Here is a 14,196-nt window from a genome sequence, read left to right as displayed (position 1 = left end):
TATCGTTAATTTCCAGTGGGTTGCGCGAGGGTTGTGGCATTGCCTGCGCCGCGCAATATCTCTATGTTGCACGGCTTAATACCCCCTAGGGTCAAAAGGACGATGGTAATGGTACTGCGCACTCGCATCTCGGATGCACTGAAACAGGCAATGAAAGACAAGGCGGCGGACCGGCTGTCGACCCTGCGGCTGATCAATGCGGCGATCAAGGATAAAGACATCGCGGCGCGTGCCGATGAAGGCGACACGGGTGTTGGCGATGCCGAAGTGCTCGCGATTTTAGGTAAAATGGCGAAACAACGTATGGAATCCGTACGCGCCTATGAAGAGGGCGGGCGGCTTGATCTTGCGGATCGCGAGCGTGAAGAGATCGCCGTGATCGAAGAGTTTCTGCCCCGTCAGCTGACCGAAGAAGAAACCGCCAAGGCCGTCGATGCCGCCATTGCCGAAGTGGGTGCGACATCGATCCGTGACATGGGCAAGGTGATCGGCCTGCTTAAAGGTAAGTACACGGGGCAAATGGATTTTGGCGCGGTTGGCCCCAAAGTGAAAGAGCGGCTGAGCTAAGGCTCAGCGCATCAGCGAACGGTTCAGCTCGTCATAAAGGGCGATCCGTTCTTCTTCGCTCAGGAAGGTCCCGATTTCGACCTCGCGGCCCATGCCGCGCAGGGTCACGTAATGGGGTACGGGGCCGTCTTTTTCATATTTCGTCACGACGGCCCAATGCCGGTTGCACTGCCATTCTTTGACCTCTCCGCGCGCGGTGCGATGGGATAAATGTGCTGTATTGTGGTCGAGCGTAAACACTTCTTCAATCTGTCTGGCCTTATGGTTGCGCTGTAGCGCCCAATACATCGCCGCGACGGCGGCCAGCATGAAAGGAAGAAGCCCCCACAGCAAAACAGTCCCCAACAGTGGTAGAACGGGGATCAGAATTAGGACGAACGTGACAAGGATAAAACTGGCGAATCCCTTTGCCGGCAGGGATTGGTGCGGCCGCAGGCAAAGAACCTGCGTCGAGGCGTCGGGTCGTGTTTTCCATTCGTAGGGCATGCGGGGTGTCCATCTGTCGTGCCAAGCCTGAACGTAGCAGCAGAACGGGCCTGATCAATGCGGCAGAATGCATCCGGCCCCAAGTGTCAGGGCCGATGTTTTTTCTAGGGGGTCGTGCGCGGTTCAATCAGATCCCAGCGATGGCCGAAAACGTCGCGGAACACGGCGACAGTGCCATAGGGTTCATGGCGGGGGGCTTCTTCGAATGTCACGCCCCCAGCCAAAAGTCGGGCATGGTCGCGGGCAAAATCCTCGGTCTCTAGAAACAACCAGACCCGGCCCGCACCTTGGTTCCCAATCGCTGCACGCTGAGTATCGTCGCCCGGTTCGGCGAGGATAAAGGCGGTGCCGCCACCCGAAGGGGTGACGCGCACCCAGCGTTTATGCCCCTGGTCCTCGTCCTGTGTCAGCTCGAACCCCATCGTGCCACAGTAAAAGGATATTCCTTCGTCGTAGCTGGGAACGATCAAAGTCAGGGCAGAAAGGCGCATAGGATCACTCCAGCTCGACCAGCAGATCCTTGGCGTCGATCTGGCCACCCGGCGTGACATGAACCGCTTTGACCACAGCATCGCGGTCCGCGTGGATACCGGTTTCCATTTTCATCGCCTCGATGGTCAGAAGCAGGTCGCCGGATTTGACCTTTTGACCCACCGTCGCCCCGACCGAGGCAACAACCCCCGGCATCGGTGCTCCGATGTGATTGACGTTACCAATCTCTGCCTTGGGACGCTGTGCAGTCGTCGCTTTGACCATCCGGTTGGGCACGCGCACCACGCGCGGCTGACCATTCAGTTCAAAAAAGACCTTAACGTCGCCGTCTTCATTGGTCTCGCTCAGGGCTTGCAGACGAATTTCCAGCGTCTTGCCCGGGTCGATTTCCGCGGTGATCTCTTCGCCCGGTTCCATCCCGTAGAAGAAGGTGCGCGTCGGCAATACACGGACAGGGCCGTAGGTCCGGTGACGGCCCATGTAATCCAGGAAAACCTTGGGGTACATGAGGTACCCCGACAGGTCATCGTCTTCAACCTGAGCCCCTTCCAGAAGGTCGCGCAGTTCCTTGCGTGTCGCTTCAAGATCGGCAGGGGGCAGATGGGCACCGGGGCGTTCCGTGTTCGGTTTTTCGCCTTTCAGGATTTTGTCGACAATCGCGTCAGGGAACCCGCCCGGAGGCTGGCCTAGATTGCCGCGCATCATGTCGATCACGCTGTCAGGAAAGGACATTTCTGCCTTCGGGTCTTCGACCTGCGCGCGGGTTAACCCTTGGGATACCATCATCAGAGCCATGTCGCCGACCACTTTGGACGACGGCGTCACCTTGACGATATCACCAAACATCTGGTTCACCTCGGCATAGGTCTTGGCGACCTCGGGCCAACGATCATCCAGCCCCATCGACGCGGCCTGCGCCTTGAGGTTGGTGAACTGCCCGCCGGGCATCTCGTGCAGATAGACTTCGGAGGAAGGGGCCTGCATGCCGGTCTCGAACGCGGCATATTCGCCACGCACGTCTTCCCAGTAGTTAGAGATTTCGCGCACCGCGTCCATCGACAGGCCCGTGTCGCGATCCGTGTGTTTCAGCGCTTCGACCACGGACCCGAGCGTCGCCTGAGACGTGTTGCCCGATAGCGCGTCCATGGCGCAATCTACCGCGTCCACGCCCGCCTCGGAGGCCGCCATGATCGTCGCGGTCGCCGTGCCTGCGGTGTCATGCGTGTGGAAATGGATCGGCAGACCGACTTCGGATTTCAGCGCTTTGATCAATACTTTGGCTGCATTCGGCTTGAGCACGCCGGCCATGTCTTTCAGGCCCAGAACATGGGCTCCGGCCGCTTTTAGTTCCTTGCCCATGGCAACATAATATTTCAGGTCGTATTTCGATCGGTCCGGATCAAAAATGTCGCCGGTATAGCAAACGGTACCTTCGCAGATCTTACCGTTTTCAATCACCGCATCCATCGCGACACGCATGTTTTCAACCCAGTTCAGGCTGTCAAACACGCGGAAAACATCGACACCCTCGGTCGCGGCCACGCGGACGAATTCTTGCACCACATTGTCCGGATAATTGGTGTAGCCCACGCCATTCGACCCACGCAGCAGCATTTGCGTCATCACGTTTGGCAGGGCAGCGCGTAGGTCGCGCAGGCGTTGCCACGGACATTCTTGCAAGAACCGGTAGGCCACATCAAAGGTCGCACCGCCCCAGCACTCCATCGAGAAAAGTTGTGGAAGATTAGCGGCATAGGCCGGGGCGACCTTGATCATGTCATGGCTGCGCATCCGCGTCGCAAGCAATGACTGGTGGCCGTCACGCATGGTGGTGTCGGTGATCAACAGCTGCCGCTGTTGCCCCATCCAATCGGCAACAGCCTGCGGCCCTTTTTGTTCAAGCAGGTTCCGGGTGCCCATCATCGGCTCGGCTCGGGCGGCGGGCGGCTGCGGCGCGCGGACGGCCGCCGCAGGGCGGTCGAACCCTTTGGTTTCAGGGTGCCCGTTCACCGTAATATCAGCGATATATGTTAATACTTTGGTCGCCCGATCGCGGCGCTTTTCAAAGGTAAAAAGCTCGGGCGTCTGGTCGATAAACTTGGTGTGGTAACTATTATCGAGGAAGGTCGGGTGTTTCAGCAAATTTTCGACAAAGGCGATGTTTGTCGACACGCCCCGGATGCGGAACTCGCGCAGGGCGCGGTCCATGCGGGCGATCGCTTGCTCGGGCGTTTGCGCTTTCGCCGTCACCTTGACCAAAAGGCTGTCATAATAGCGCGTGATCACCCCACCTGAATAGGCGGTACCGCCGTCCAAGCGGATGCCCATGCCGGTGGCCTCGCGAAAGGCGGTGATGCGGCCATAATCAGGAATGAAGTTGTTTTGGGGGTCTTCGGTGGTGATCCGAGTCTGCAACGCATGGCCGTTCAGCTGCACATCTGCCTGCGTGGCCTTGCCTGTCGCCTCGGCGATGGTCTTGCCTTCGGCAATTAAGATTTGCGCCTGGACGATATCGATGCCGGTGACCTCTTCGGTGACCGTGTGTTCGACCTGAACCCTTGGATTTACCTCGATAAAATAAAATTTGCCGTCGTCCATATCCATCAGGAATTCGACCGTACCGGCACATTCATAGTTAACATGTGCACAGATTTTGCGGCCCAATTCGCAAATCTCGGCGCGCTGTTCTTCGGTAAGATAGGGGGCAGGTGCGCGTTCGACGACCTTTTGGTTGCGACGCTGAACGGAACAATCTCTTTCAAATAGATGGTAGATTTCGCCGTGGCTGTCGCCCAAAATCTGCACCTCGACATGGCGCGCCTTCAGGATCATCTTTTCCAGATAGCCTTCGCCATTGCCAAAGGCCGCTTCTGCCTCGCGCCGGCCTTCCATCACTTTTTCTTTAAGTTCGTCTTCATTCGCGATGGGGCGCATGCCACGACCCCCGCCGCCCCAGGAGGCCTTGAGCATCAGCGGGTAGCCAACCTCTGCCGCCTGCTTGCGGACGACCTCCATATCATCGCCTAGAACGTCTGTCGCGGGGACTACCGGCACGCCGGCCTCCATCGCTACGCGTCGCGCGCTGGCCTTGTCGCCCAAGGCGCGCATTGTTTCCGCACGCGGCCCGATAAAAGTAATACCGTTCTGCGCGCAAGCATCTACAAAGTCGGGATTTTCTGACAGTAGCCCATAGCCCGGGTGGATCGCATCCGCGCCCGAGGCTTTGGCCACGCGGATGATTTCATCGATGTTTAAATAGGCGGCGACAGGCCCCAAACCGGCCCCGATCCGATAGGCTTCATCGGCCTTGAAACGGTGTAGGCCCAGCTTATCTTCCTCGGCGAAAACGGCGACCGTCTTTTTTCCCATCTCGTTGGCCGCGCGCATAATTCGAATGGCGATCTCGCCGCGGTTTGCGATTAGAATTTTCTTAAAGTCGGTCATAGCTAGGCCTTCCTGCTGGCGAGAAATCTTAATTTTCAAGCGTCTAGAGCACGCGCTAACGCTGCGCTGCGGCATTGTTGCGTCTGTTTGACACGGTGTGCAAGTAGAAGTTTTTTTGCGCTCCGCGGGGGATTTTTAACCATTTGGAAAGAGATGGGGTGCTACGTCGAGTCGAGGGCGCGATCGTACCTATGCAATGACATGAGTAATAAGGAGGAACAGATAGCAATAATTCCTGCGGCTTTGACGCTAGACGGCTAGCAAACCGCCGCCGCTTTATAGAAAATGCGGCGGGAACATTTTGCGAACGTGTCTTTTATTTGGTGCGTGCGCAGGATAGATTGGCCGCATGAGTGATTTCGACGAAATGGCCGCCTTTGAGGGCGCTTCCCTATCATTGCGCGCTATGGCTGCGCGTCCGCAACCCTATCTTGATGGGCTGAATCCGGCCCAGCGTGCCGCGGTGGAGCAGATGGATGGCCCTGTCTTGATGCTCGCGGGGGCAGGCACGGGCAAGACCAAGGCTTTGACGGCGCGGATCGTGCATCTGATGAACACCGGGCGCGCCCGCCCGAACGAGATTCTCGCGGTAACCTTCACCAATAAGGCCGCGCGCGAGATGAAAAACCGTGTGGGGCATATGCTGGGGCAGAGCATTGAAGGGATGCCTTGGCTGGGTACGTTTCATGCGATTTGCGTCAAGCTGTTGCGCCGCCATGCTGAATTGGTCGGGCTAAAGTCGAACTTCACCATTCTGGACACGGATGACCAGCTGCGCCTGCTCAAGCAGTTGATCAAAGCGGAAGGGATTGATGACAAACGTTGGCCCGCGCGTTTGCTGTCAGGCGTTATTGATGGCTGGAAAAACCGCGCATTGACGCCCGACAAAATTCCTACGGCCGATGCGGGGGCCTATAACCACCGCGGGGCGGAGCTTTATGCGCAGTATCAAGCGCGGCTTAAAGATCTGAACGCCTGCGACTTCGGTGATTTGCTGCTGCATATGGTCACCATCTTCCAGCAGCACGAAGACGTGCTGGGGCAATATCAGCGGTGGTTCAAATATATTCTGGTGGATGAGTATCAGGATACAAACGTGGCACAGTATTTGTGGCTCCGTCTGCTGGCCTCTGGTCACAAAAATATCTGCTGTGTCGGGGATGACGACCAGTCGATCTACGGCTGGCGAGGGGCCGAGGTTGGCAACATCCTGCGGTTCGAAAAAGATTTTCCCGGCGCTCATGTGGTGCGGTTGGAACAGAATTACCGGTCAACACCGCACATCCTGGCGGCCGCTTCGGGCGTGATCGCAGGAAACGAGGGGCGTTTGGGCAAGACCTTGTGGACGGAATCCCGTGAGGGTGAAAAGCTGCGTCTCATCGGCCATTGGGATGGCGAGGAAGAGGCGCGCTGGATCGGCGACGAAATCGAAGCGTTGCAGCGCGGCACACGCGAGCTTGATCCATACACATTGGACGATATGGCGATTCTTGTACGGGCATCACACCAGATGCGCGCGTTCGAGGATCGATTCCTGACCATTGGCCTACCGTACCGCGTGATCGGTGGACCGCGTTTCTATGAACGGTTAGAAATTCGCGACGCCATGGCCTATTTCAGGGTGGTTACCTCGCCTGATGACGATCTTGCTTTTGAGAGAATCGTTAACACGCCCAAGCGTGGTTTAGGCGATAAAGCGCAACAAAATATACAGAAAACCGCGCGCGAAAACGGTGTGAACCTGGTGGAGGGGGCGCGGATCTTGTTGGCGAATGGCGGGATTGGCGGTCGTGGGGCGGCGCAGTTGCGTCTGCTCATCGACGGGATTCAGCGCTGGTCCGAACTGGCGCGGGGCCCGCGCCTACAGACTGTGGTTGATGACGATAGCGTCATCGATGAAGGTGCGCCGCTGTTTCACGAGGAATATGGCCCGCCCGAGGTCAGCCATGTGGAATTGGCGCAGATTATTTTGGATGAAAGCGGATATACTGGTTTTTGGCAGAACGACAAAACGCCGGAAGCTCCGGGGCGGCTTGAGAACCTGAAGGAGCTGGTTAAAGCGTTGGAGCAGTTCGAGAATCTTCAAGGTTTTCTGGAACACGTCAGCTTGATCATGGATAATGAAAGCGACGATGGTGGCGCTAAAGTGTCGATCATGACGTTGCACGCGGCCAAGGGGCTTGAGTTTCCGGCGGTGTTTCTTCCCGGCTGGGAGGATGGGCTGTTTCCGTCGCAGCGATCGATGGACGAATCTGGCCTGAAGGGGCTGGAGGAAGAGCGGCGGCTTGCCTATGTCGGAATCACACGGGCCGAGCAGCTTTGCACGATCTCCTTTGCGGCCAACCGCCGCGTGTTTGGTCAGTGGCAAAGCGCCATGCCGTCACGGTTTATCGACGAACTTCCCGAAGCTCATGTGGATGTGCTGACCCCGCCGGGCCTTTATGGTGGCGGGTATGGCGCTGCGATGCCCAAATCGAATCTGCATGAAAAAGCCGCTGAAGCGAATGTATATAATTCTCCGGGGTGGCGAAGATTGCAGACGCGCAGCCAAGCGCGCAGCGTGAGCCAGCCTTCGGAAGCCCGAAATGTGACGATCGACATGTCCGCGGTCAGCAGTTTTGCGATGGGAGAACGGGTGTTCCACCAGAAATTTGGCTATGGCGAAGTTGTTGGAATCGAAGGGGATAAGCTTGAGATCAGCTTTGACAAGGCCGGGGTCAAGAAGGTCGTGTCGCGCTATCTGAGCGCATCGGGTGACGTTCCGTTCTGAACGGGCGTCATGAGTTTTACGAAATATCAAGAATTAGATGCAAGAACGGCGGTGCTTTGGGAGGAAAGCACCGCCGTCTTTATCTACGTCCCCAATCCAATCGGGAGGAAAGGGGGAAGGGGACGTTTATGAAAGCCGCCGGTCTCAGGGAGGAGGAGGAGACCCGAAGCTTTCTACAGGCACACAACAGGGAGGGTGCGTGTGCCCGATCCAGTATGATTTATGCAGCGTTGCGTGCTGTTTCCAGCGCGATGCCGCGGATTTGCGAGCGGCCCATGCCCAGGTCGTTCAGCTCGCGGTTGGACAAGGAACTCAGCTCGTTGAAAGTGGAGCGGTATACGCGGCGTTGCTTGCGGCGAGTCTCGAGTGTGGACATCAGCGCGGCAAAGCGGTCTGCCAGGGTCGGTGCGGTTGTAGCGTTCAAGTAGGCCATCGGATACCTCGTCTTGTTTCGTCTGTGTTCGTTATCATTCGTCTTGTGTTGGTTATGTAGTAAAATGCTGCATCTGCACAATAGTCAGATCGTCAATGCTGCTATGCAGAAAATGCATGGGCAAAAGATGACGTAACGTCTTGATCGGGAACAAAATAACCCTAGCGCAAACGCTTTTGCAGTCAGGAGGAATGGTATGAAAAAAATGGCGACGATACCAGGGAGGAGGAGGGTATCGCCGCCGAAAACAAACACATCCGGGAGGAGGATGGATGAGTTTGGTCTTATTCTTGGCTCGCAGTGTCTGCGTTCCTGAAACCTTTTTGACCTATTTGCTGCGTTTGCACAATTCTCAAATTGTGCATTGCTGCCATGCAGCGAAAACATAGGGGTTTTGCGTAATTTTTGGGCGCTAAATGTTCGTTTTGCCTTGGTGCTGTGCGGCATGCGAACGTAGGGTTGCGATTTGGCCAGAAACTGCCATGTCAAAAGCAGTCTCGAAAGGAATATGTCATGCCGCTCTCTAAATCCGACGTCGAATCTGCTCTGGCCCGGGTGATGCTGCCGGATGGGAAATCTATCCTTGATCACGATCTGATCCGCGCTTTGACGGTCGAGGGCGATGTGGTGCGCTTTGTTATAGAAGCCCCCAATGCGCAGATCGCCGCGCAGATGGCCCCGCTGCGCGACGCGGCAGAGGCCGTGGTGCGCGAGGTTGATGGCGTTGCCAGCGTAACAGTCGCCCTGACGGCCCATGGCCCCGCGCCAAAGCAATCGGCCCCAAGCCTCAAGATTGGCGGGCACCCGAAGGCGCAGGATGGCCCGATGAAACCGGCTGGCGTGCAGCGCATTCTCGCCATTGGGTCGGGCAAGGGGGGCGTGGGCAAATCGACCGTGAGCTCAAACCTCGCCGTGGCGTTGGCGCGGGCAGGTCGCAAGGTCGGTTTGCTGGATGCCGATATATATGGTCCCAGTCAGCCGCGTATGATGGGGGTGAACAAGCGGCCCGCCTCGCCGGATGGTAAAACGATCATCCCGCTGCACGCCCATGGTGTGACCCTGATGTCCATCGGCTTTATGATGGAGGAGGGGAAGGCGGTGGTCTGGCGTGGCCCGATGTTGATGGGCGCGCTGCAGCAGATGCTGGGGCAGGTAGAATGGGGCGAGCTGGACGTGTTGCTTGTCGATCTGCCGCCGGGCACGGGCGATGTGCAACTGACACTATGTACCAAATCCGAATTGTCCGGCGCGATCGTGGTGTCAACGCCGCAGGACGTGGCGCTGATCGATGCACGCAAGGCGATTGATATGTTCAATACGTTGAAGACGCCCGTGTTGGGATTGATCGAGAATATGTCGCTGTTTGTCTGTCCTGATTGTGGGTCCGAACATGAAATCTTTGGTCATGGCGGGGTTGCGGCCGAAGCTGCGACGATGGAGGTGCCTTTGCTCGGCAGTTTACCCATCGATCTTGATACCCGGCTTTCCGGCGATGGTGGCACGCCGGTGGCCGCGGGGGACGGGCCGATGGCTCAGGCCTATGCCCGCATCGCCGAAGGTTTGATCAAGGGTGGGATGGCCTAAGGGGCAACCTCCTTCACCATCCTATCTATACTCAACGCCGCGCAGCCCCCTGCGCGGCGTTTCGCGTTCCTCGGCGTCGTGTGGACGTGCCTATGGGATCCCATGGGAAAACCTCATGGGAAAACATGGGAGATCGCCGGCTGGACCCTGCCGGATTGGCAAGGTGATTCGGCGGAAAATGGCTGTCTGAGGCGCGGAATCCTCAGTTTGCGCGATAAAACAGTTGCAATTGGTGTTGCGATCGGGGAACAAGCCGCGAACACAGGTTGTGGATAACTCTGTGGTCTAAAATTGTTGGGAAATTGTGGGAAATTTCAGCACGCGTTTTTAACCTCAATATGTTGTGTCTGAATTTAGCATTTAGCCGACATAAGCTAAAAACGGCCGATATTTCTTTCCCACATGTTGATTTACAACCCTGTGCAAAACCAAATTTGGTGTGTATTTCCCAAAAAACTTATAGACGCCCATCAATTCCCATGGCATCCCTAGTACATCGGATGAGAACGAGACACGGGGCACCAAACGACCCCAACGACCAAATAAAACTCTAGCAGGTTCATACAGGCACCTCGCTTTCATCAGACCAAGAGATCCGGCGCGCGAGCGAGCAGACATCCCCCCAGGTGGCGCGCGCAGTCGGACTTCCCCGCCAAGGCGGGACGGGCGGCGGGTTGATCAGTGGCAGCAGATCAGCCCGCCGTTTCTACATCTACCGCCGGGGGCATGATTTTAGGGCGCACAAGCGTCGCAGGCAGGGACAAACACGTGAGCCGCAGGTTCAGAGGCGAAAGCCAACACAAGGTCGATACGAAGGGGCGGGTGTCTATCCCAGCCTCTTTTCGTCGTGTGTTGGAAGCCGGTGACCCGAATTGGCAAAACGGTGGCACGCCCGAGCTGGTGATCGTCTATGGCGACAGCCGCCGCAGCTATCTTGAATGCTATACCATGCAGGCCATCGAAGAGGTGGACGACAAGATCGACGCGCTGCCGCGCGGGTCAATGGAACGCAAGATGCTGCAGCGCCTGTTCCACGGTCAGTCCTTTCCCACATCGGTCGATGAAACGGGCCGCCTGGTTCTGCCAGCGAAGCTGCGCAACAAGATCGACCTGGAAAACGAAGCATTCTTTATCGCCGCCGGTGATACCTTCCAGATCTGGAAGCCCGAAACCTACGAGACCGAGGAAAAGGCCCGCGAAGAGGAGTGGCTGGACGATCTGCCAGAAGACTTTGATCCGATGGCCTTCCTGGACGGCAAGCCGGAGGCTTGATCGATATGAGCGGACCCAGCGATACCCCCTCCGCCCCGCACACACCGGTTCTGCTGCGCCCCTTGCTGGCGGCGGTGGCCCCTGTGTCGGGGCGTTGGCTGGATGGCACCTTTGGCGCGGGCGGCTATACCCGTGGCCTGCTGGACGCGGGTGCTGCGCAGGTGGTGGCGGTGGACCGTGACCCGCTTGCGTTTGAAATGGCGCAGGCCTGGGCCGGCGACTATGGCGACCGGATCGTCATGCAGCGCGGCGTCTTTTCCAAGATGGACGATTATGCGCAGGATCTGGACGGGATCGTGTTGGATCTGGGCGTGTCCTCCATGCAGCTTGATCTGGCAGAGCGCGGGTTCTCTTTCATGCGTGACGGGCCGCTTGATATGCGGATGAGCCAGGACGGCCCCTCGGCGGCGGATATCGTCAACGAGGCCGAGGAAGAGGTGATTGCCAATATCCTGTTCCAATACGGTGAAGAACGTGCCAGCCGCCGCATCGCCAAAGCGATCGTACGTGCCCGCGAAGAAGCCCCGATCACCACAACGCTGGCGCTTGCAGGCTTGGTCGAAGGCTGTTTGCCGCGTTCGAAACCCGGCCAGTCGCATCCCGCGACCCGCAGTTTTCAGGCGCTGCGCATTGCGGTGAACAATGAATATGGCGAGCTGTTCAACGGGTTGATGGCGGCGGAACGCGCGTTGAAACCGGGTGGCCAGCTGGCCGTTGTGACCTTCCACTCGGTCGAAGACCGTATGGTCAAACGCTTCCTGACGGCGCGTGCGGGGGCAGGGGGCAACGCCAATCGCTTTGCGCCCGAAATTGAAACAGAAGCGCCGCAATTCAAGATCCTCAAGCGCAAGGCCATCGGGCCGGATGCGCAAGAGCTGGAAGAGAACCCGCGCAGCCGCTCGGCCAAGCTGCGCGTCGCAATTCGCACTGATGCGCCTGCGGGCAGCATCGATGCCAAGGCACTCGGCATGCCTATGGTCAGGGGATTAACCGTATGAGAACCGTGCTTTACATCCTAACCACCTTTTCGGTGATCGGGCTGGCCTTCTGGGCTTACCGCGAGAATTACGCGACCCAGCAAGCCCTGAGTGATGCCGATGACCTGCGCTATGAAATCCGCGAAGCCTACAGCCGTCTGGCCGTGCTCAAGGCGGAATGGGCCTATCAGAACCGCCCCGACCGTCTGCGCGACCTGGCAGAGCTGAACTTTGACCGGCTGAACCTCTTGCCGCTGCATCCCGACCAGTTCGGATCTATCGATCAGGTGAGCTACCCGCCGCTGCCAGAACTGCCGCTGTTCGAGATCACCGACGGCGTTGACGTATCCTCGATGGAGGCCCCCGAATGATCCGCACCCCGCTGCGCCCGCTGGCCCGTATTCTTGAAGCCCGTCAAAAGGGCGAAAACCCCGATGCGATCGAGCGCGAGAACAAGCGTATCCGCCACGAGCAGATGCGCGACGCCTCGCGGCAGCGCGCCGAGGGGCGTTTGCTGGTTCTGGGTGTCTTCTTCTTCTGCGCCTTCACCGTTGTGGGTGCGCGTATGGGGGTCATGGCGACCACCGACCCGACAGAGCCGCGCGCGGCGGCACCCGGTTCCGTGATCTCGGCCACCCGCGCCGATATTGTGGATCGCAACGGCAATCTGCTGGCGACCAACTTTGAGACACATGCGCTTTATGCGCAGCCGCACCACATGATCGACCCGCAGGGGGCCGTGAAAAAGCTGATGGCCGTGTTCCCCGACCTGAACGAGGAACGCCTGCTGCGCGACTTTACCGGCAAGCGCAAGTTCTTGTGGATCAAGAAGAAAATTAGCCCCGAGCAGATGCAGGCCGTGCATGATATCGGCGAGCCGGGCTTGCTGTTTGCACCGCGTGACATGCGCCTTTACCCCAACGGGTCGCTTGCCGCGCATATCATGGGCGGGGCCAGCTATGGCCGCGAGGGCGTCCATGCCGCCGAGGTGATCGGCGTCGCGGGAGCAGAGAAATACTTTGACGATTATCTGCGCGATCCGGCCAATGGGAACAAACCGCTGGAACTGTCGATCGACATGACCGTACAGGCCGCGTCCGAGCGTATTCTTTATGGCGGCATGAAGCTGATGAACGCCAAGGGGGCGACCTCGGTCCTGATGGATGTCCACACGGGCGAGGTGATCAGCGCCGTATCCTTGCCCTCTTTCGACCCCAACGACCGGCCCCATGCCGCCGTCACGGGCGATGCGTCCGACAGCCCGCTGTTCAACCGGTCGGTGCAAGGCGTCTACGAGCTTGGCTCTGTCTTCAAGATTTTCACCGCGGCACAGGCGATCGACCTTGGCATTGCCACTGCGGATACGGTGATCGACACCTCTGGCCCGATGAAGGTCGGCGGCTTCCGCATCGGCGAATTCCACGGCAAGAACTATGGCAAGCAGACGGTGACGGGGATCATCGTGCACAGTTCCAACCGCGGGACAGGGCGGCTTGCGCTTGAGATCGGCGCGGAGCGTCAGCAGGAATTCCTGAAAAACCTCGGGTTCTTTGAGCCAACCCCCTTCGAGATCGTCGAAGCCTCTGGCGGCAAGCCCTTGCTGCCGCAGCGCTGGCAAGAGTTGAGCACCGTAACCGTCTCCTATGGCCACGGTCTGTCCTCCAGCCCGATGCATCTGGCGGCGGGCTATTCTGCTATCGCCAATGGCGGGCACAAGGTCACCCCGACGTTGCGCAAGCAATCCGGCCCCGTGGTCGGCCCTCGTGTGATGTCTGAACGCGCGGCGGCGGATGCCCGCGCAATGTTGCGTGCGGTGGTGACCGAAGGCACGGCCAGCTTTGCCGAAGTGCCCGGCTACCAGATCGGCGGCAAGACCGGTACGGCGGATAAACCCGGCCCCCGTGGTGGCTATCTTGAGGATACGGTCATCGCGACCTTTGCCAGCATGTTCCCGGCGCATGATCCCAAATACGTGCTGATCGTCACACTGGACGAACCTGTCGAGACCTCGGGCGACAAACCACGCCGCACGGCTGGTTGGACAGCTGTGCCCGTCGCCGCGGAAATGGTCCGTCGCGTCGCGCCTCTGCTGGGTCTGCGACCGACTGTTGAACCGGACAGCCTCGCTGATATAACGCTCTCCAGCAGCAACTAATATAAAGAGCGTCCCC

Annotated in this window: 11 protein-coding genes; 7 read left to right on the top strand and 4 right to left on the bottom strand. The window is 58.4% G+C overall.

Annotation, left to right across the window (positions count from 1 at the left end; all coding sequences use genetic code 11):
• Positions 1–108: 108 nt before the first annotated feature.
• Positions 109–567, top strand: coding sequence for a GatB/YqeY domain-containing protein (locus tag ABM428_RS11390; RefSeq protein ID WP_005854179.1), 459 nt, complete (start codon positions 109–111; stop codon positions 565–567).
• A gap of 3 nt (positions 568–570) precedes the next feature.
• Here the strand turns inward: ABM428_RS11390 and ABM428_RS11385 are convergent, their stop codons facing one another.
• The 3 genes from ABM428_RS11385 to ABM428_RS11375 all read right to left on the bottom strand — a co-directional run bounded on the left by ABM428_RS11385 (position 571) and on the right by ABM428_RS11375 (position 4,989).
• Positions 571–1,053, bottom strand: coding sequence for a DUF2244 domain-containing protein (locus tag ABM428_RS11385; RefSeq protein ID WP_005854177.1), 483 nt, complete (start codon positions 1,051–1,053; stop codon positions 571–573).
• 104 nt (positions 1,054–1,157) lie between these two features.
• Positions 1,158–1,544, bottom strand: coding sequence for a VOC family protein (locus tag ABM428_RS11380; RefSeq protein WP_132997331.1), 387 nt, complete (start codon positions 1,542–1,544; stop codon positions 1,158–1,160).
• A gap of 4 nt (positions 1,545–1,548) precedes the next feature.
• The gene (locus tag ABM428_RS11375; RefSeq protein WP_132997330.1) at positions 1,549–4,989 is read right to left on the bottom strand and encodes a pyruvate carboxylase; all 3,441 of its coding nucleotides are present in this window, start codon (positions 4,987–4,989) and stop codon (positions 1,549–1,551) included.
• A 349-nt stretch (positions 4,990–5,338) separates the two neighbouring features.
• On the opposite strand from ABM428_RS11375, the gene ABM428_RS11370 reads away from it, so the two are divergent.
• Entirely contained in the window at positions 5,339–7,759 is a 2,421-nt protein-coding gene (locus ABM428_RS11370) for a UvrD-helicase domain-containing protein (protein WP_353627953.1), read from the top strand.
• 220 nt (positions 7,760–7,979) lie between these two features.
• Here the strand turns inward: ABM428_RS11370 and ABM428_RS11365 are convergent, their stop codons facing one another.
• Positions 7,980–8,192: a DUF1127 domain-containing protein gene (locus ABM428_RS11365; RefSeq protein ID WP_005854169.1), complete on the bottom strand. Its 213-nt coding sequence runs from the start codon at positions 8,190–8,192 to the stop codon at positions 7,980–7,982.
• Between the two features lie 513 nt (positions 8,193–8,705).
• Here ABM428_RS11365 and ABM428_RS11360 point away from each other — a divergent pair.
• From ABM428_RS11360 to ABM428_RS11340, 5 genes are all read left to right on the top strand, one after another.
• On the top strand, positions 8,706–9,776 hold the full coding sequence (locus tag ABM428_RS11360) for an Mrp/NBP35 family ATP-binding protein (RefSeq protein ID WP_353627952.1): 1,071 nt from the start codon (positions 8,706–8,708) through the stop codon (positions 9,774–9,776).
• Between the two features lie 768 nt (positions 9,777–10,544).
• The gene (gene mraZ / locus ABM428_RS11355; protein ID WP_081781250.1) at positions 10,545–11,048 is read left to right on the top strand and encodes a division/cell wall cluster transcriptional repressor MraZ; all 504 of its coding nucleotides are present in this window, start codon (positions 10,545–10,547) and stop codon (positions 11,046–11,048) included.
• Positions 11,049–11,053: 5 nt separating this feature from the next.
• A complete protein-coding gene (gene rsmH, locus ABM428_RS11350; RefSeq protein WP_037945057.1) occupies positions 11,054–12,046 on the top strand; it encodes a 16S rRNA (cytosine(1402)-N(4))-methyltransferase RsmH in 993 nt (330 codons plus the stop codon).
• Positions 12,043–12,396, top strand: coding sequence for a hypothetical protein (locus tag ABM428_RS11345; RefSeq protein WP_005854161.1), 354 nt, complete (start codon positions 12,043–12,045; stop codon positions 12,394–12,396). Before rsmH ends, ABM428_RS11345 begins: the two co-directional genes overlap by 4 nt.
• The gene (locus tag ABM428_RS11340; RefSeq protein WP_005854159.1) at positions 12,393–14,180 is read left to right on the top strand and encodes a penicillin-binding protein 2; all 1,788 of its coding nucleotides are present in this window, start codon (positions 12,393–12,395) and stop codon (positions 14,178–14,180) included. The genes ABM428_RS11345 and ABM428_RS11340 overlap by 4 nt, the downstream gene beginning before the upstream one ends.
• Positions 14,181–14,196 lie beyond the last annotated feature (16 nt).

The organism is Sulfitobacter sp. TCYB15 (genome assembly GCF_040435955.1).
Taxonomy (GTDB): domain Bacteria; phylum Pseudomonadota; class Alphaproteobacteria; order Rhodobacterales; family Rhodobacteraceae; genus Sulfitobacter; species Sulfitobacter pontiacus.
The sequence above is the reverse complement of the archived record's forward strand: the minus strand, read 5'-3'. Positions and strand labels throughout refer to the sequence as shown.